This window comes from Kitasatospora sp. NPDC059812 (assembly GCF_042732075.1).
In the GTDB taxonomy this organism is placed as follows: Bacteria; Actinomycetota; Actinomycetes; order Streptomycetales; family Streptomycetaceae; genus Kitasatospora.
In genome coordinates this window covers 49,740-66,112 of the sequence record NZ_JBHWIO010000046.1, presented here as the reverse complement: position 1 = coordinate 66,112, position 16,373 = coordinate 49,740, and the positions used below count along the sequence as shown (strand labels likewise).

General features: G+C 71.4%; 15 protein-coding genes and 3 CRISPR repeat arrays. Of the genes, 13 read left to right on the top strand and 2 right to left on the bottom strand.

Going from position 1 to position 16,373, the window contains the following annotated elements; all coding sequences use genetic code 11:
• Nucleotides 1–37: 37 nt before the first annotated feature.
• Nucleotides 38–371: direct repeats of the CRISPR family, unit length 28 nt; unit sequence GGAGCAACCCCCGCGAGCGCGGGGCCGA.
• A gap of 290 nt (nucleotides 372–661) precedes the next feature.
• From cutA (ACFV6D_RS22655) to cutA (ACFV6D_RS22640), 4 genes are all read left to right on the top strand, one after another.
• Nucleotides 662–985 carry a divalent-cation tolerance protein CutA gene (cutA, locus tag ACFV6D_RS22655; protein ID WP_380560956.1) on the top strand — a complete coding sequence of 108 codons (324 nt, stop codon included), beginning with the start codon at nucleotides 662–664 and terminating at the stop codon, nucleotides 983–985.
• A 191-nt stretch (nucleotides 986–1,176) separates the two neighbouring features.
• A complete protein-coding gene (locus ACFV6D_RS22650; protein WP_380560955.1) occupies nucleotides 1,177–1,491 on the top strand; it encodes a hypothetical protein in 315 nt (104 codons plus the stop codon).
• Between the two features lie 136 nt (nucleotides 1,492–1,627).
• Complete coding sequence (locus ACFV6D_RS22645; protein ID WP_380560954.1) at nucleotides 1,628–1,804, top strand: hypothetical protein; 177 nt, start codon at nucleotides 1,628–1,630, stop codon at nucleotides 1,802–1,804.
• Between the two features lie 130 nt (nucleotides 1,805–1,934).
• Nucleotides 1,935–3,183: a CRISPR direct-repeat array (repeat unit 28 nt; unit sequence GAGCAACCCCCGCGAGCGCGGGGCCGAT).
• 289 nt (nucleotides 3,184–3,472) lie between these two features.
• Entirely contained in the window at nucleotides 3,473–3,796 is a 324-nt protein-coding gene (gene cutA / locus ACFV6D_RS22640) for a divalent-cation tolerance protein CutA (protein ID WP_380423904.1), read from the top strand.
• A gap of 7 nt (nucleotides 3,797–3,803) precedes the next feature.
• Here the strand turns inward: cutA (ACFV6D_RS22640) and ACFV6D_RS22635 are convergent, their stop codons facing one another.
• Nucleotides 3,804–4,004, bottom strand: coding sequence for a hypothetical protein (locus ACFV6D_RS22635; RefSeq protein WP_380560953.1), 201 nt, complete (start codon nucleotides 4,002–4,004; stop codon nucleotides 3,804–3,806).
• Between the two features lie 62 nt (nucleotides 4,005–4,066).
• A CRISPR array of direct repeats spans nucleotides 4,067–5,132; the repeat unit is 27 nt; unit sequence GAGCAATCCCCGCGAGCGCGGGGCCGA.
• A 172-nt stretch (nucleotides 5,133–5,304) separates the two neighbouring features.
• On the opposite strand from ACFV6D_RS22635, the gene cas3 reads away from it, so the two are divergent.
• The 9 genes from cas3 (at nucleotide 5,305) to ACFV6D_RS22590 (ending at nucleotide 15,675) form a co-directional block, all read left to right on the top strand.
• The gene (gene cas3, locus ACFV6D_RS22630) at nucleotides 5,305–8,208 is read left to right on the top strand and encodes a CRISPR-associated helicase Cas3' (protein WP_380560952.1); all 2,904 of its coding nucleotides are present in this window, start codon (nucleotides 5,305–5,307) and stop codon (nucleotides 8,206–8,208) included.
• A gap of 210 nt (nucleotides 8,209–8,418) precedes the next feature.
• Nucleotides 8,419–10,137: a type I-E CRISPR-associated protein Cse1/CasA gene (casA, locus tag ACFV6D_RS22625; protein WP_380560951.1), complete on the top strand. Its 1,719-nt coding sequence runs from the start codon at nucleotides 8,419–8,421 to the stop codon at nucleotides 10,135–10,137.
• Nucleotides 10,127–10,813 (top strand): type I-E CRISPR-associated protein Cse2/CasB, encoded by a 687-nt coding sequence (gene casB / locus ACFV6D_RS22620; RefSeq protein ID WP_380560950.1) that lies wholly within the window; start codon nucleotides 10,127–10,129, stop codon nucleotides 10,811–10,813. Before casA ends, casB begins: the two co-directional genes overlap by 11 nt.
• Nucleotides 10,814–10,864: 51 nt before the next feature.
• Nucleotides 10,865–12,010, top strand: coding sequence for a type I-E CRISPR-associated protein Cas7/Cse4/CasC (gene cas7e / locus ACFV6D_RS22615; RefSeq protein WP_380560949.1), 1,146 nt, complete (start codon nucleotides 10,865–10,867; stop codon nucleotides 12,008–12,010).
• Nucleotides 12,010–12,906 carry a type I-E CRISPR-associated protein Cas5/CasD gene (gene cas5e, locus ACFV6D_RS22610; protein ID WP_380340009.1) on the top strand — a complete coding sequence of 299 codons (897 nt, stop codon included), beginning with the start codon at nucleotides 12,010–12,012 and terminating at the stop codon, nucleotides 12,904–12,906. The genes cas7e and cas5e overlap by 1 nt, the downstream gene beginning before the upstream one ends.
• A 4-nt stretch (nucleotides 12,907–12,910) precedes the next feature.
• Nucleotides 12,911–13,687 carry a type I-E CRISPR-associated protein Cas6/Cse3/CasE gene (cas6e, locus tag ACFV6D_RS22605; protein WP_380340012.1) on the top strand — a complete coding sequence of 259 codons (777 nt, stop codon included), beginning with the start codon at nucleotides 12,911–12,913 and terminating at the stop codon, nucleotides 13,685–13,687.
• A gap of 3 nt (nucleotides 13,688–13,690) precedes the next feature.
• Nucleotides 13,691–14,713 carry a type I-E CRISPR-associated endonuclease Cas1e gene (gene cas1e / locus ACFV6D_RS22600; protein ID WP_380560948.1) on the top strand — a complete coding sequence of 341 codons (1,023 nt, stop codon included), beginning with the start codon at nucleotides 13,691–13,693 and terminating at the stop codon, nucleotides 14,711–14,713.
• Nucleotides 14,710–14,988, top strand: a complete 279-nt coding sequence (gene cas2e / locus ACFV6D_RS22595; protein WP_331744407.1) for a type I-E CRISPR-associated endoribonuclease Cas2e — start codon at nucleotides 14,710–14,712, stop codon at nucleotides 14,986–14,988. Before cas1e ends, cas2e begins: the two co-directional genes overlap by 4 nt.
• A gap of 297 nt (nucleotides 14,989–15,285) precedes the next feature.
• The gene (locus tag ACFV6D_RS22590) at nucleotides 15,286–15,675 is read left to right on the top strand and encodes a RidA family protein (protein WP_363378571.1); all 390 of its coding nucleotides are present in this window, start codon (nucleotides 15,286–15,288) and stop codon (nucleotides 15,673–15,675) included.
• A gap of 167 nt (nucleotides 15,676–15,842) precedes the next feature.
• Here ACFV6D_RS22590 and ACFV6D_RS22585 read toward each other — a convergent pair whose 3' ends face one another.
• Nucleotides 15,843–16,055, bottom strand: coding sequence for a cold-shock protein (locus ACFV6D_RS22585; protein WP_063352293.1), 213 nt, complete (start codon nucleotides 16,053–16,055; stop codon nucleotides 15,843–15,845).
• Between the last annotated feature and the right edge of the window lie 318 nt (nucleotides 16,056–16,373).

Below are 16,373 nucleotides of genomic sequence, written 5' to 3'. Positions count from 1 at the left end.
CCGACCGAATCGAGGTCGAGCTGATCGCCCCGGACCCGGAGCAACCCCCGCGAGCGCGGGGCCGACGCCGGGTCCGGGAGGTAGCGGCTCACAGGGGGGGGAGCAACCCCCGCGAGCGCGGGGCCGACTCCCGGCGGACGCGGGACAGCTCGACCACCCGGGAGCAACCCCCGCGAGCGCGGGGCCGACATGGTAGCTCCGGGCAGGGGTCAGGGAGCTGTGGAGCAACCCCCGCGAGCGCGGGGCCGACGTCTTGTGGATCTTGATTGCGCGTCAGTCCCGGGAGCAACCCCCGCGAGCGCGGGGCCGATGGAGCGCTACGGAGAACTCGGGGCCCACACGTGGAGCAACCCCCGCGAGCGCGGGGCCGATACTTCCTGACCTGCGGTGATTAGCGGGCGAGGGGCCTGATTGATTCAGTTCGATTGGTAGAGGCGCCGTCGAACAGCCGATGCGTTGTTGCCATCTCTCCTTGCCCCAGGGCTGGTTGTTAGTGCCGTGGCCTACGTTCTCGAAGCGTACTCGCAGGTGGAGGTTGAGACGATGGTTGAGGACCGTTGGCAGCAGCATCCGCCCGAGGTCAGGAGCTGGCTGGGCGTGCTGTGGGGTAGGTCCGTCGGGCACAGTGGGGGCGGCGGTTGATGCCGGGTACCGTCACGGTATGACGACCAGTGACTTCGTTGTGGTGACGACGACCCATGACGACGAGACGAAGGCCCGTGAGCTCGCCTCGGCGGTGATCCGTGACCGCCTGGCCGCGTGTGCGCAGGTCTACCGCATTCAGTCCGTCTACTGGTGGGACGGCGCGGTGCAGGACTCCGTCGAGTGGCGGGTCGACTTCAAGTCCCGGGCGAGTCTGGCTGATCGGCTGTGCGCGCGCATCGTTGAGCTGCACTCCTACGACACGCCGGAGGTCGTCGGGGTGCCGGTGATCACTGGATCGGCCGCCTACCTGGACTGGGTGGCAGCAGAGACGCGAAGCTGACCGGCAGTTACTCCAAGGAGGCCCGGGTCTCGTCTCGAAAGGTCTGGGCCGCCGACGATGCCGGGAGCTGTTCGGCCCTCACCTTCCTGTGGGACCAGGCCAGCGCGAGCGTGGCCCACACGGACAGCCTGCTCGCGGAGGCTGGCGTCCGACAGGCCGGAGCGGCCCCCATGGAGGAGGCCGGCCAGTGGGTGCGAGACGCCACCACCACCATGGACCAGGCCCGGCAAGACGGCACGCTGCGGCTCTGCGCGCACCTGACCAGCATCCAGCCCATGGCGTTGCTGACCGAGGACCCGCGCCGAGTCGTCTGCTGGTCCTGCTACACCGAGGCCCGAGCGACTCGGACCTGTTCGACCCGAGGGTCTCCGGCGGGTTCGGCGTCGCTGCTGGGCGGTGTCGAGTCGATCGTGCGCGGCCCCGCGGTGCTGTACTCGCGGGTGATCTGTGCGTCGTGTGCGGACCTCGGCCATCCGGTGGGGACGTTCGGCAACGGGTGGGGCTGAGGCCCCATCATGGGTGACCCGGCAGGACAGTCACAGAGAGGACGCCATGAGCGCGACCATCCCCCCTAAACGCCAGGGTGCTTGGAGTCGGGGCCGCCGTGAGACCGCGGGCCCAAACCGCGGGCGGCACCCCCTGATGCCGCCGCCGGGCGAGATCCCGATCCTGGCGGACGAGGAGATCGAGGAGGACGACATGACCCCGCAGAAGGACCCCAGTGGCGGCTCGGGCGGAATCGGTGGCCCGAAGGCACCGCCGGCGGCACCGAAGACCCCGCCGCCGCCGGCCGACCCGCCGCCGAACCCCGAGAAGTGACTCCCCGGCTGGCCGGCCGTACGGCGGTGCGGCCGGCCAGTGCTACTCGTCACGGACCAGGCGCCAGAGCGGGATACCGATCGCGCGGGCGATCGCGCTGAGCTGGTCGAGCGTGGGCGGGACGAGGCCGGAGCAACCCCCGCGAGCGCGGGGCCGAGCCGAGCGCCCGGGCGATCGGTCCGGGGATCAGAGAGTAACCCCCGCGAGCGCGGGGCCGACGGCACCGGAGGCGGTAAGTCGAACCTCATCCAGGAGCAACCCCCCGCGAGCGCGGGGCCGATCACCGAGCGCCTGCGCCTCGTAGGTCCGCAGCGGAGCAGCCCCCGCGAGCGCGGGGCCGATAGCCGCTGGCGGGCCTCGTCCTGGTTCTGGAAGGAGCAACTCCCGCGAGCGCGGGGCCGATACCGGGTTCCAGCGGATCACGGTGCGGCGGCTGGAGCAACCCCCGCGAGCGCGGGGCCGATGCGGTGTTGGCGTCGGCGCGGCGGATCTCGCGGGAGCAACCCCCGCGAGCGCGGGGCCGATGGCCTCGTCGACCAGTCGATCGGCCAGATCCGAGAGCAACCCCCGCGAGCGCGGGGCCGATGGCCGAAGCGGCTGCGGGTGATGCGCGCAGGCGGAGCAACCCCCGCGAGCGCGGGGCCGATCAGTGGTGCCCGCGAAAAAGAGCGTGTCGACCGGAGCAACCCCCGCGAGCGCGGGGCCGATATGGTGCCGAGGTTCTTCCGCGCGGACTTGAGGGAGCAACCCCCGCGAGCGCGGGGCCGATGCCCGGGCGTACCTGAGGATGTCGCTGATCGCCGAGCAACCCCCGCGAGCGCGGGGCCGATCAAGCCGATCTGACCAACGGAGGCCAACGCGTGGAGCAACCCCCGCGAGCGCGGGGCCGATGAGGACCAGGACCAGGGGGGCCTGGGCGAGCAGGAGCAACCCCCGCGAGCGCGGGGCCGATCCCGACTGGATGCACATCATCCGCAGCCAGGCAGAGCAACCCCCGCGAGCGCGGGGCCGATTTGCGGTGGGCGGTCGGTCAGCTGCGGCAGCTGGAGCAACCCCCGCGAGCGCGGGGCCGATGGGGAGTTCCTGGTCGGGTCCAAGCTGCCCACGGAGCAACCCCCGCGAGCGCGGGGCCGATTCTGGTACTCGGCGGACATGGCTTTGGAGCCGAGAGCAACCCCCGCGAGCGCGGGGCCGATGTGGCGCGGGCCCTCTGCGCGTCGACCTCAGCCGAGCAACCCCCGCGAGCGCGGGGCCGATCGCGCGCACCAGGTTCAGCGTCGCGGCGGACGCGAGCAACCCCCGCGAGCGCGGGGCCGATCGCCGCGAGGACGGCCTGGTGCAGCTCGATGGGGAGCAACCCCCGCGAGCGCGGGGCCGATACTTCCTGACCTGCGGTGATTAGTGGGCGAGGGGCCTGATTGATTTAGTTCGATTGGTAGAGGTGCCATCGAACAGCCGGTGTGTTGTTGCCATCTCTCCTTGCCCCAGGGCTGGTTGTCATTGTCGTGGCCTACGTTCTCGAAGCGTACTCGGGCGTGGGGGTTGAGGCGATGGTTGAGGGCCGTTGGCAGTGGTGCCCGCCCGAGGTCGGGGGCTGGCTGGGCGCGTTGTGGGGTAGGTCCGTCGGGCAGAGTGTGGGCGGTGGTTGATGCCGGGTACCGTCACGGTATGACGATCAGTGATTTCGTTGTGGTGACGACGACCCATGACGACGAGACGAAGGCCCGTGGGCTCGCTTCGGCGGTGATCCGTGACCGCTTGGCCGCGTGTGCGCAGGTCTACCGTGTCCAGTCCGTCTATTGGTGGGACGGTGCGGTGCAGGACTCCGCCGAGTGGCGGGTCGACTTCAAGTCTCGGGCGAGCTTGGCTGATCGGCTGTGCGCGCGCATCGTTGAGCTGCACTCCTACGACACGCCGGAGGTTGTCGGGGTGCCGGTGATCACTGGATCGGCTGCCTATCTGGAGTGGGTGGCCGCTGAGACGCGAAGCTGATCGGCAGTTACTCCAAGGAGGCCCGGATCTCGTCTCGAAAGGCCTGGGCCGCCGACGATGCCGGGAGCTGGTCGGCCAGTGCGGACAGCCGTACTCGACCCATGGTCGTCTCGGCTTCGAGCGGGGCAGCGAGGGCGCGGTGGCCGACCTCGACGGCTTGGTCGACGGCGCCCGCCGTGAGGTAGCCGGCCGCGACGTCTCCGAGCACTGCGACCCTGATCTTCCGGTCGTCCTCGCCAGCGTGCTTGGCGGCCGAGCCCTGCCGGGGAACGATCCCCGTCGCGAGTGCGGGGCCGACTCGGCCCTCGAACTTCCCGGCTCCGCGATCCGAGAGCAATCCCCGCGAGCGCGGGGCCGACGGTGTCGCTCGACGGTGAAGGACGTCGTAGATGGAGCAATCCCCGCGAGCGCGGGGCCGACCCGGTGTAGTCGGTCTGGCCGTGGTTCAACCCGGAGAAACCCCCGCGAGCGTGGGGTCGACATGGGCAGCACCCAGTCCAGGCGGACCCAGCCGGAGCAACCCCCGCGAGCGCGGGGCCGATCGGCTACCTCAGCATCGTGCCCGAGGTGCAGGGGGATCAACCTCCGCGAGCGCGGGGCCGACGCCGTCTGTACCGTCCAGCGGGACATCATCCGGGAGCAATCCCCGCGAGCGCGGGGCCGACAGGCTGCCGCCGATCTTGGCGTAGTGCATCCTGGAGCAATCCCCGCGAGCGCGGGGCCGACCAGCGCCCCGACGGCGAGGAGGTGCCGACCGGGGAGCAATCCCCGCGAGCGCGGGGCCGACATCTGGCGCTCGTCGGACACGAATGTGTGGGTGGAGCAATCCCCGCGAGCGCGGGGCCGACCGCAGCAGCACCGAGTACCCCGACACGATCGAGGAGCAATCCCCGCGAGCGCGGGGCCGATGGGCGGTCGCGCCACGTGGCGAGGTGTCCGTCGGAGCAATCCCCGCGAGCGCGGGGCCGATCGCCCCGGTCCCCTCGGAGCTGATCGGAGCGGAGAGCAATCCCCGCGAGCGCGGGGCCGATCCGACGAGCCCGACGAGGAGCGACCGGCACCGGGAGCAATCCCCGCGAGCGCGGGGCCGATTCGAGCGGGGCGAGGATGTTGACGGCGAACTCGGAGCAATCCCCGCGAGCGCGGGGCCGATTCGAGCGGGGCGAGGATGTTGACGGCGAACTCGGAGCAATCCCCGCGAGCGCGGGGCCGATCGGCACCGACTCTGGTCTTGTCGAAGAGGTCCAGAGCAATCCCCGCGAGCGCGGGGCCGATCATGCGGCTGATGATGCCACCGGTGCCGGTGTCTGAGCAATCCCCGCGAGCGCGGGGCCGATGCTTTCTGACCTGCGGTGATTAGCGGCAGAAGGGCCTGATTGATTCAGTTCGATCGGATGGCAGCCCGGAGGGAATTCGATGTATGACCGTCATATTTCTTTGCTCCGAGGCGAGTTGTCAGTGCCGTGTCCTACGCTCTCGAAGCGTACCTGCACGTGGAGGTTGAGACGATGGTTGAGGATCGTTGGCAGTGGTACCCGCCCGAGGTCAGGGGGTGGCTGGGTGCGCTGTGGGGTAAGTCCGCTGGGCGGGCCGGGGGGACGGCCAACCTTCTGCTGTCGCACATGCTGGACACTGCGGCGGTGGCCGAGATTGTCTGGGACCGCTACTTGCCGCCGGTGACGCGGTGGCGCCTGGACGCTCTGGCGGGGGGTGCGGGTAAGGGGCGGCGTCTGTTCGCCTGGTTGTGCGGGATTCATGACTGTGGCAAGGCCACCCCGGTGTTTCAGCATCTCGATGCCGCCGGTGAGGCTGCGGTCCGTCAAGCGGGGCTCACCTGGGACAAGTACGCGGTGAAGGGCTCGTCTTGGCGGCATGACAAGGCCGGTGGCCGGGTGCTGAAGGCGCTGCTCACCGAAGCGAAGTGGTCGCAGGAGCAGGTCGGTTGGGTCTGGCCGCTGGTCGCCGGCCACCACGGGCTGATCCCGACGTTGGGGCAGCTGAGCCCGCCGAAGAAGAACGAAAAGCTGCAAGGCAGTAGCCGGTCCTGGAAGCTCGCGCAGTCGGCGCTGGTGGAGGTGTTCTCGCGGGAGCTCGGCTATGAGGGGGAGTCGCCGCTGGCCGCGGTGGAGCCGGTGCTGGTGCCGAGCCGGGCGGCGCAGCTTCAGCTGTCCGGTTTCGTGGTGATGGCGGACTGGATCGCCAGCGACGAGCGGGCCTTCACGGGTGTGTCCGACCTGGCGAAGGTGGCGATGCCTCAGGCGCGGCAGCGGGCTGCGGCGGCGTGGTCGAGGCTCGAACTGCGCGGTGGATGGGGGGCGTTGGCGGCGCCCGGCCCGGAGACGTTCCGGGACCGGTTCGGCCACGGGACCAGGCCTTCGCAGGAGTTGGTCCTCGACGTGGTGCGTCGGATGGGTGGACCCGGTCTGGTGATCGTCGAGGCGCCGATGGGGGAGGGCAAGACGAAGGCGGCGCTGGCGGCGGCCGAGCTGCTGGCAGCGCGTCACGGTGCGGACGGGGCGTTCCTGGGCATGCCGACCCAGGCGACGGCGGATCCGATGTTCACCCAGGTCCGGTCGTGGCTGCGCGAGGTCGGCGATGGGCTGGAGGGCCAGGTCGCGCTGCTGCACGGCAAGCGGATGTTCAACAAGGAGTGGCGCGGCCTGCTGGAGGGCGCGGGGGAGTGGGGGCAGGACGCCGACGACCCCTTCACTTCAGTGGGGGAGGACGAGTTCGGTATGCAGACCGACTGCTTCGACGGCTGCACGGACGGGGAGCGCCGGGCCCCCGCCGAGTGGTTCCTCGGCCGCCGCCGGGGGTTGCTGAGCCCGTTCGCGGTCGGCACCATCGACCAGCTCCTGTACGCCGCGACCCGTACCAAGCACGTGATGCTGCGGATGGCCGGCCTGGTGGGCAAGGTCGTGATCCTCGACGAGGTCCACGCCGCCGACGTCTACATGTCGCAGTTCCTGCTGGAGGGCCTGTGGTGGCTCGGGCAGGCCGGCGTGCCGGTGGTGCTGCTGTCGGCGACGCTGCCGCCGGAGCAGCGGCGTCGCCTGGTCGCCGCCTACCTGGCCGGTACGCAGTCGGCGGAGGCCTCGGCGGCCCTGGAGCTGCCCGAGCCGGAGGGCTATCCGAGCGTCACGGCGGCCTGGGCGGGGCCGGACGGGCGGCCGGAGTTGTTGGTGGAGAGCACCGCATCCTGGCGTGAGGACCTTCAGGTGCGGGTCGAGGTGCTCGATGAACAGCCGACGCGGACCGACGCCCAAGTCGCGCAGGATGCCGCCGTGGTCGACTATCTGAAGGAGCGGCTGGTCGACGGCGGGTGCGTGCTGGTCATCCGGAACACCGTGGCCCGCGCCCAGTCCACGTTCGAGGCCCTCCGCAAGGAGTTCGGCGCTGATGTCCGGCTCCTGCACGGGCGTCTGCACGCCGGCCACCGGGCGGACCGTACGCAGGAGGTGCTGAAGCTCCTCGGACCACCGGCCGAGGGATCCGGGCGTCCCGGCAGGATGATCGTCGTCGCGACCCAGCTCGCGGAGCAGTCCTTCGACGTCGACGCCGATCTGCTGATCACCGACCTCGCTCCGATGGACCTGCTCCTCCAGCGCATCGGACGCCTCCACCGCCACGACGGCGTGCAGCGCCCCCGCCGGCTGTCCCGGCCCACCGTTGTCATCACCGGTATCCGCCTCGACGACGACGGCGTGCCGCAGATCCTGCGCGACTCCGAGGGGATCTACGGCCGCTACCTCCTGCTGCGCACGGCCGCCGAGGTCGAACGGGCGGCGAAGGCCGACGTAGGCGCGTGGAGCATCCCGGGCCAGGTGCCGGACCTGGTTGCCCGGGTCTACGGCACCGATCCCGTCGTCCCGGCGGAGTGGGGCGAGGCCGAGGCGCAGGCGCGACAGGACTGGGAGAAGCGGCAGGCCAAACGTCGCGAGGAAGCCGCCCAGTACGTCCTGACCCGCGCCGGGGAACACGGTTCGCAGACTCTGGCCGGTCTGCACTACGGAGCCCACGGCACGCTGGCAGAGGGGCAGTTCGAGGCACTCGTCCGGGACGGGGACCGGAGCGTCGAGGTCGTGCTGGTGCGCCGCACCGGGGAAGACTTCCACGCGATGACGGGCCGCAAGTTCGGCCCCAACGGGACGGTCGCGGCCGAGATGGTGGACGACGTGCTCTCCGGGACGGTGCGCCTGCCCACCAAACTGACAAAGGTCGCCGAGCAGGCGCTCGGTCCGCTGTCGGGCTGGCGCGACCATCCATGGCTGCGATACAGCCTGGCCCTCGAACTCGACGAGCGCGGGGACGCCGCCCTCGGTGACTTCCAACTGCGCTACGACGACCTGCTCGGCCTCGTGGTGAGCGGAGGGCCCCAGCGCGCCCCAGTACCGATAAAGGCGAGGGGGTGAGTCGAACAGGCGTCGCCCCACCCCCTCAACCCCGCGACCGCGGGGCCGACTTGCGGCCGACCAGGGCCGGAAAACACGGCCACGGGCCATCCCCGCGCACCAAAGCAGGCGGGGCCGGGGGCAATTCAAGCATTCACCCCACAACAGGCATCCGCCGGTGCCACGATGAACCAGCAACAAGCTAAACATGGCTAGTTGGGAGATCAGCGCGTGCCTGGGTACAACCTTGTCGACGAACCGTGGCTGACGGTACGACCCGTCGGTGGCGGGCCCCCCGTGCAGGTGGGGATCGCTGGGGCCCTGGCCCGGGCCCACGAGTTCGAGGGCCTCGTCGTCGAGTTCTCCACGCAGCTCCCGGCCGTCCTGCGCCAGGTCCTGCTGCCCGTCGTCGCCGACGCCACCGGCGCGCCCCAGAACCCCGGGGAGAAGGGTGAGCGGCTCACCCGGGAGAGCGGCGGATTCACGAAGGACGAGCTGGGCAGCCTGGAGACCTACCTCGCCTATCACCACGCGAAGTTCGACCTCTTCGACCCCGCCGCCCCGTTCGGGCAGGTCGCCGGGCTGCGCACCGCCAAGGACGAGACGAAGGGCTCCGCCGCCCTGGTGGCGACCGCGGCGAGCGGCAACAACGTCCCGCTGTTCGGCACCCGTACCGACGCGGACCCGCTCGACCTGACGCCGGCCCAGGCCGCCCACTGGCTCGTGCACGCCCACTGCTGGGACACCGCGGCGATCAAGACCGGCGTCGTCGGCGACGACCAGGTCAAGGCGGGCAAGACGACCGGGAACCCCACCGGCCCGCTCGGCCAGCTCGGCGTCATCATCCCCACCGGGCGCACCCTGTACGAGACCCTCCTGCTGAACCTTCCGCTCACCCCGCCCGACAACCTCGGCCTCCCGCAGTGGAAACGCGGCCCGCACGGCCCCGCCTGGCAGCCCCGCGCGGCCGAAGGCCTCCTCGACCTGTGGACCTGGCAGGCCCGGCGGATCCGCCTCATCCCGCACCAGGACGAGGCCGGGCAGCTGAAGGTGGCCCGGGTCGTCATCAGCGCGGGGGACCGGCTGACGCCCATGCCCGAGCAGGAGCCCCACACCGCCTGGACCTTCACCGCCCCCGCCAAGAAGTCCGCCTTCGCCCTGCCCGAGCGCAGGCCGCGCCGCCACACCCAGGGCAAGGCCGCCTGGCGCGGTCTGGAGGCCCTTCTCACGCCCACTCGCCAGGGCCCCGACGGCGGCTTCGAGACCAGCATCCTGCTCGACCAGATCAGCGCCCTGCAAGAAGGCGACCAACTCCCCGCCGACTACCCGCTGCAGGTCGAGACCTTCGGCATGGTCTACGGCACCCAGTCCGCGATCGTCGAGGACGTCATCCACGACGCCATCCCCCTGCCGCTGCTCGCCCTCCAGCAGGACAGCGAGGCCCAGCTGCTCCTCCTGGACGTCGCCGAGCAGGCGGAACGGCTCGCCCAGGCCGTCAGCAACCTCTCCGCCGACCTGCGCCGGGCCGCCGGAACGGACCCCATCCCCTGGGACAAGGGCCAGCGACCGGGCGAGCTCCTCCTGCACACCCTCGACCCCCTGGTGCGCCGCCTGCTCGCCGGCGTCTGCACCGCCGGCGCAGACGACGAGGCCCTGGAGCGGGGCCGGCTCGCCTGGGAACAACTCGCCCACCGCCAGGCGTGGGACGTGGCGAACACGCTCCTGCTGGCCGCACCCGCCACCACCTTCGGCGGCCGCACGATCAGCCAGGGCGGCAAGGCGGGCAAGACGCAGACCTACCGGCTCGGCACCGCGGGCGCCAACTTCCGGCGCCGGCTCGACGAGATCCTTCCCCGGTACGCCGACGCCGTACGGGACGCGGCCGCCGCCCGGGCGGCCGAGACCGGTCCCGCCCTCGACCACGACCCCGGAGCGGACTTTGACGACTGAGCACACCGCCGGCGCCGCCGCTGAGCACGCCACCCCCGCTGAGCACGCCACCCCCGCTGAGCGCATCGCCGCCGCTGTGCGCAACACCGCCGCCGCCCGAAGGCGCCGGTACTGGGACGAGTTCACCGGCCCCGACCACAACTGGCGGTACGACCCCCGTACCAAGCAACCACGCCAGCCGCCCGGCGAGGACCTGGCGGCCCTGCGCTCCGGCCTCGGGCGCCCGGTCATGGACAGCCCCAAGATGTGGCCGCTCTACAGCTGCGAGGTCAACGACGTCCTCGCGCTGCGCGACGAGGTGTCCGACGAGCAGAAGGCCGAGCACGCCGCTCTGGCTCTCTACGGCCTGCACCAGCAGAGCCAGTCCAAGCCGATGCACCGCCGTGGCGTCAAGCTCGGGGAGGCGCTGCGAGTGCTGCGCCGCAGCGGCAAGGTCAGCGAGGAGGCGCTCGACACCCGGGTCGCGCAACTCGCGGGCGCCACCAGCGTGTCCGCGCTGCTGGTCCACCTGCGTGGGCTGATCACCCAACTGCGTTCCATCACGCAGCCGTTGGACTACAGCCACCTGATGGCCGACATCCAGGCCTGGCACAGCACCGACCGGCGCCCGCAGGTCCGTCTCAAGTGGGCGATCGGCTACCAGGCATGGAAGGACAAGACGCCCGCCGACAGCTGATCACCCCCTGCCGTACCCGTCGCCGGCACCACCACCCCCGAGGAGAAGCGCATGACCGCCCGCCTCTACATCGACGTCCACATCCTGCAGACCGTCCCGCCGGCCAACCTCAACCGGGACGACAACGGCAACCCCAAGGAGGCGTACTTCGGCGGCAAGCGCCGCTCGCGCGTCTCCTCCCAGGCCTGGAAGCGCGCCACCCGCATCCACTTCGCCGAGAGCCGCGACCGGCAGGACCTCGCCACCCGCACCAAGCGGATCGCCGCCCAGCTCGCCAAGGGCATCGCCGAGCGCACCGGCATCGAGGCCGAGGGCGCGCAGCGGATCGCCGACGCCCTGATCAAGTCGACCGGGATCTCCGCCGGCAAGAAGGAGGGCGACACCGCCTACCTCCTCTTCTACGGGCGCCGCCAGCTGGACGGCATCGTCGACCTGGTCGCCGACACCGCCGCCGACCTCGCCGCCCTCGACGCCAAGGCATTGGAGGAGGCCGTCAAGGCGCTGCCGGTCAAGGAGCAGTTGCAGAGCGGGCACCCGGCCGACGTCGCGCTCTTCGGCCGGATGGTCGCTGACATCCCCGGCCTGAACGTCGACGCCGCCACCCAGGTGGCGCACGCGATCTCCACCCACGCCGCCGAACTCGAATTCGACTACTACACGGCTGTCGACGACGAGAACACCGCCGAGGAGACCGGCGCCGGCATGATCGGCACCATCGGCTTCAACTCCGCCACCCTCTACCGCTACGCGACCGTGGGCCTGCACCAGCTGCGCGGCAACCTCGGCGACGACAAGGCCGCCGTCGACGCCGTCGACCTGTTCGTCGACTCCTTCGCCCGGTCCATGCCCACCGGCTACGGCAACTCCTTCGCGCACCGCACCCGCCCCAGCCTGGTGGCCGTCGTCGTACGCGCCGACCAGCCCGTGAACCTCGTGTCCGCGTACGAGAACCCCGTCCCGGCGAGCCGGGGCATCGTCGCCGAGTCCGCGCGCCGGCTCGCCGTGGAGTTCGCCACCGCCACCGAGCAGTGGGGAGACAGCCCGCTGTACGTCGGCATCTGCCACACCCTCGGTGCGGACACCGGCGCCGACGAGCCCGCGCAGCAGCTGGCGGAGGCCTTCGGCGCGAACCGCACCTTCACCGAGCTGCGCGACGGCCTGCGCACCGCCCTCACCGAGCGGGTGAACGACAACTGATGCCCGCCGACCCGACCCCCGTACCGGCCCCGGACCCGCAGGGCGAGGACCAGGCGGTCCTCGTCCTGCGCCTGGCTGGCCCGCTCCAGTCCTGGGGCGACCGCAGCGCCTTCAACCGCCGCGACACCCCGCCCCAGCCGACCAAGTCCGGCGTCGTCGGCCTGCTCGCCGCCGCCGCCGGACTTCCCCGCGAAGCGGACATCACCGGCCTGGTCGGCCTGCGCCTGGGCGTGCGCATCGACCAGCCCGGAACGCTGCTGCGCGACTACCACACCGTCAGCGACTACCGGGGCCGCCCGCTGCCGCAGAGCGGTGTCAACGCCAAGGGCGTCCAGAAGCCGACCTCCCCGGCCAAGGACACCCACGTCACCCACCGCTACTACCTCCAGGACGCGGTGTTCGTCGCCGCCGTCCAGGGCCCGGCCGGCCTCGTCGCGACGCTCGCCGAGGCGATCCGCCGCCCCGCCTTCCCGCTCGCCCTCGGCCGCCGCTCCTGCGTCCCCACCCAGCCGATCGCCCTCGGCACCGTGCGCACCGGAGCCCTGGAAGACGTGCTGGCGGACGAGCCCTGGCAGGCGGGCACCGCCGCCAAGGCCGCCTACCGCCGACGGGCCGAACGCGGTCCGGATCCGTTCTCGCCCCACCGGATCGACCTGGCCGCGACCTTCGACGACCCGGCCGGCGACGACACCTTGCAGGACGTCCCGCGCTCCTTCGCGCCCCGCGAACGCGGCTTCACCACCCGGCGGATCCGCCACGCCTGGCTCAACGTCCCCACCGGCATCGCCCCGTCCGCCCTGTCTGCCGCGTCCATCCCGCGCACCCCGCCCACCACGACCGCCCAACCGGCCACTGCGGCCGGCGGCCACGACCCGTTCGCCCTGCTGGGCTGGTGACCAGATGACCTACCTCTCCCGCGTCCGCATCAACCCCCTGCGCGCCGCCAGCCGCACCCTGCTCGCCAACCCCCGCGCCCTGCACGGCGCCGTCACCGCAGGCATCCCCGACCCCGCCGCCGGCGACCGGATCCTCTGGCGCCTCGACGCCGACCACCCACGCCGCCCCACGCTGCTGGTCCTCACCCCCTCCAAACCCGACTGGACCCACATCGTCGAACAGGCGGGCTGGCCCGACGCCGAAGGCGAGCACTACGCGGTCCGCGACTACAGCCCGCTGCTCGCCCAGCTCGCCGTCGGCCGCGAATTCGCCTTCCGCCTCAAGGCCAGCCCCGTCCAGAACACCTCCAAGCCCGCCAAGGCGAGCCCGCACCGCACCAAGACCGCCGCCGAACTCCACCACCGCTCCTACCGCATGGCCCACCGCACCGCCGCCCAGCAGCTCACCTGGTTCCTCGAACGCACCCAGCGCTGGGGCTTCACCATCCCCGAAGCGCGCACCGACAGCGCGGCACCGGGCCTCGAACCGCCGGCCTCGGACACCCCCGCAGAGGCGCAGCAGCCCGCCCGGGAGGCCCGGATCACCGACCGCAGCCGCAGCACCTTCACCAAGCCCGGCACCCGCAGCCCGGTCACCCTCACCACCGCCACCTTCGAAGGCCGGCTGCGCATCACCGACCCAGGGCTCCTCCAAGCCGCCCTCCTCGGCGGCATCGGCCCCTCCAAGGCCTACGGTTGCGGCCTGCTCACCCTCGCCCCGCTGCCGACCGGACACCACTGACCGATGGCCGACATCTGGTGGAAAGCCCACCCCCACGACCTGCACCGCCTCGCCGACCGCGTCTCCAGCGTCTACGTCGAGCGCAGCCACATCGACCGCGACGAGAACGCCGTCGTCGTCATCAACAAGCGCGAGACCGTCCGCGTCCCGGCCGCCATGGTCGCCGTGATGCTCCTCGGCCCGGGCACCCGCATCACCCACGGCGCCGTCAACCTGCTCGCCGACTCCGGCACCACCGTGTGCTGGGTCGGCGAGCAGGGCGTGCGGATGTACGCCGCAGGACTCGGCCCCAGCCGTGGCGCGGCCCTCCTCAACCGGCAGGCCTGGCTGGTCAGCCGCACCAAGGAACGCCTCGCCGTCGCCCGGACCATGTACCGCATGCGCTTCCCCGGCGAGGACGTCAGCGCCGCCACCATGCAGCAGCTGCGCGGCCGCGAGGGCGCCCGCATCCGCAAGCTCTACCAGGCCGAGTCCCGCCGAACGGGTGTTCCCTGGAACGGCCGGGTCTACAAGGCGGGCGACGCCCACGCCGCCGGCGACGACCTCAACCGCCTCCTGTCGGCCGCCAACGCCGCGCTCTACGGGGTCTGCCACGCGGTCATCACCGGCCTGGGCGCCAGCCCCGGCCTCGGCTTCGTCCACACCGGCCTGGCGACCTCGTTCGTCCTCGACATCGCGGACCTCTACAAGGCCGAATACACCATCCCCCTCGCCTTCGACCTCGCCAAGCAGGGCCACACCGAGGAACGCGACGCCCGGCTCGGCCTGCGCGACCGCATCGCCGAGGACAAACTGCTCGGCCGCATCGTGAACGACGTCAAGGCGCTCCTCAGCCCGGACGGCACCGAGATGCCGGACGTCGAGGTCAACGAACTCTGGGACGAACGCGTCGGCACGGTCCAGGGCGGCGTCAACTGGTCCGGGACGGAAGGCACGCCGACGCCCCCAGTCTCCGACCCGGGCATGGGAGACGAACACCTGGCCATCATCGGCCCGGAGTTCACCCAGGACACGGACAGCCCATGACCGTCATCATCCTCATCGCCGCCCCCGAAGGCCTGCGCGGCCACCTCACCCGCTGGATGGTCGAAGTCAACGCCGGCGTCTTCGTCGGCACCCCCAGCCGCCGCATCCGCGACCGCCTCTGGGACCTCCTCGCCACCCGCATCGGCGACGGCCAAGCCGTCCTCGTCGAACCCGCCACCAACGAACAGGGCTGGACCGTCCGCACCGCCGGCAAGGACCGCTGGAAGCCCGTCGACTTCGACGGCCTGATCCTCTCAGCCCGCTCCCGCCGATAAACCCGCAGGTCACGAGGCGTAGGCCCTGCACGCGCGGGGATTGCTCCCCGGCCGTGATGATGTCGACTTCACCGGCAATGTAGGCCCCGCACGCGCGGGGATTGCTCCAGCGTCTATGTCGACACCGGCCTCTACTTCAAATCGGCCCCGCACACGCGGGGATTGCTCCCACGGCTACCCTCCCTACCCGTATGTCGCGGTATCGGCCCCGCACGCGCGGGGATGGGCTGGTTCAGGGGCGAAGTGCCCAGTGGAGGGCCTGTTTTCAGATGTGCGGTGCTCTGGGATCATGGTGCGATGGATCATCGGCAGATAGTCAGTTCCGGCTCGCCTCTCGAACCTCAGATCGGCTTTTCCCGGGCAGTCCGCAAGGGGTCACACGTTGCAGTCGCGGGGACTGCTCCCATCGGGGACGGTGGGACGACCGTGGGGAAGGGCGATGTGTACGCCCAGACCGTCAGGTGTCTGGACATCGCGGAGGCCGCGCTGAAGGAGGCGGGGGCATCGTTGGGGGACGTTGTGCGGACCCGTCTCATGCTCACCGATGTGACGCGTTGGAAGGAGGCCGCGCGAGCGCACGGGGAGCGGTTCGCGTCGGTCCGTCCGGTCTGCACCGTCGTTGAGGTCTCACGCTTCATCGATCCCGAATGGCTCGTTGAAGTGGAGATCGACGCCATCCTCGACTGATTCCGGAAAGCGCTGGTCGCGGCCACACGTGGGTGGCTGCGACCAGCGCTGTGGTTTTTCGTAGCGGGCGGGTGTGCCGCCCTAGTGGGCGCCGTTCCTTGACCCGCCTGCGCGGGGCCGTTCGGACCGGGACCCGGGGTTCGAGGGAGGAAGGGGAGGAACTGTTCCTACTCCGCCACCTGGACCTCGTCGGCCTGGAGCCCCTTCTGGCCCTGGACCGCTACGAAGGTCACCTTCTGGCCCTCAACCAGGGACTTGAAGCCGCTTCCCTGGATCGCCCGGAAGTGAACGAACAGGTCCGCTCCGGACTCCGGGGTGATGAAGCCGTAGCCCTTCTCGTCGTTGAACCACTTCACCGTGCCGTTCTGCCGCTCTGCCACAGCCACTCCTGGTTTTCCGAGGATCGAGGATCTACGAGACGCAACGTGCCGATCATGGCAGGGCTCGGGGTCTCGGCGGGGCTGTAACGCGAAGTTGGTCGGTCCGTGCGGCGAGGAGCCACCCGGACCGGTGACGGTGCTGCAGGCGCCGGAGTCCCGGCAGCCGTCCCTCGTCCAGCTGCACAGACGTGATCGGGTAGCCCGGCGGGGGGGGGGGCGGCGGGCGGCGCCGGGCCCCCCCCCCCCCCCCCCCGCCCCAGCCGCGGGGCCCCCCCCCCCCCCACCCCCCCCACCCCGCACCCACCCCCCCGGGCCCCC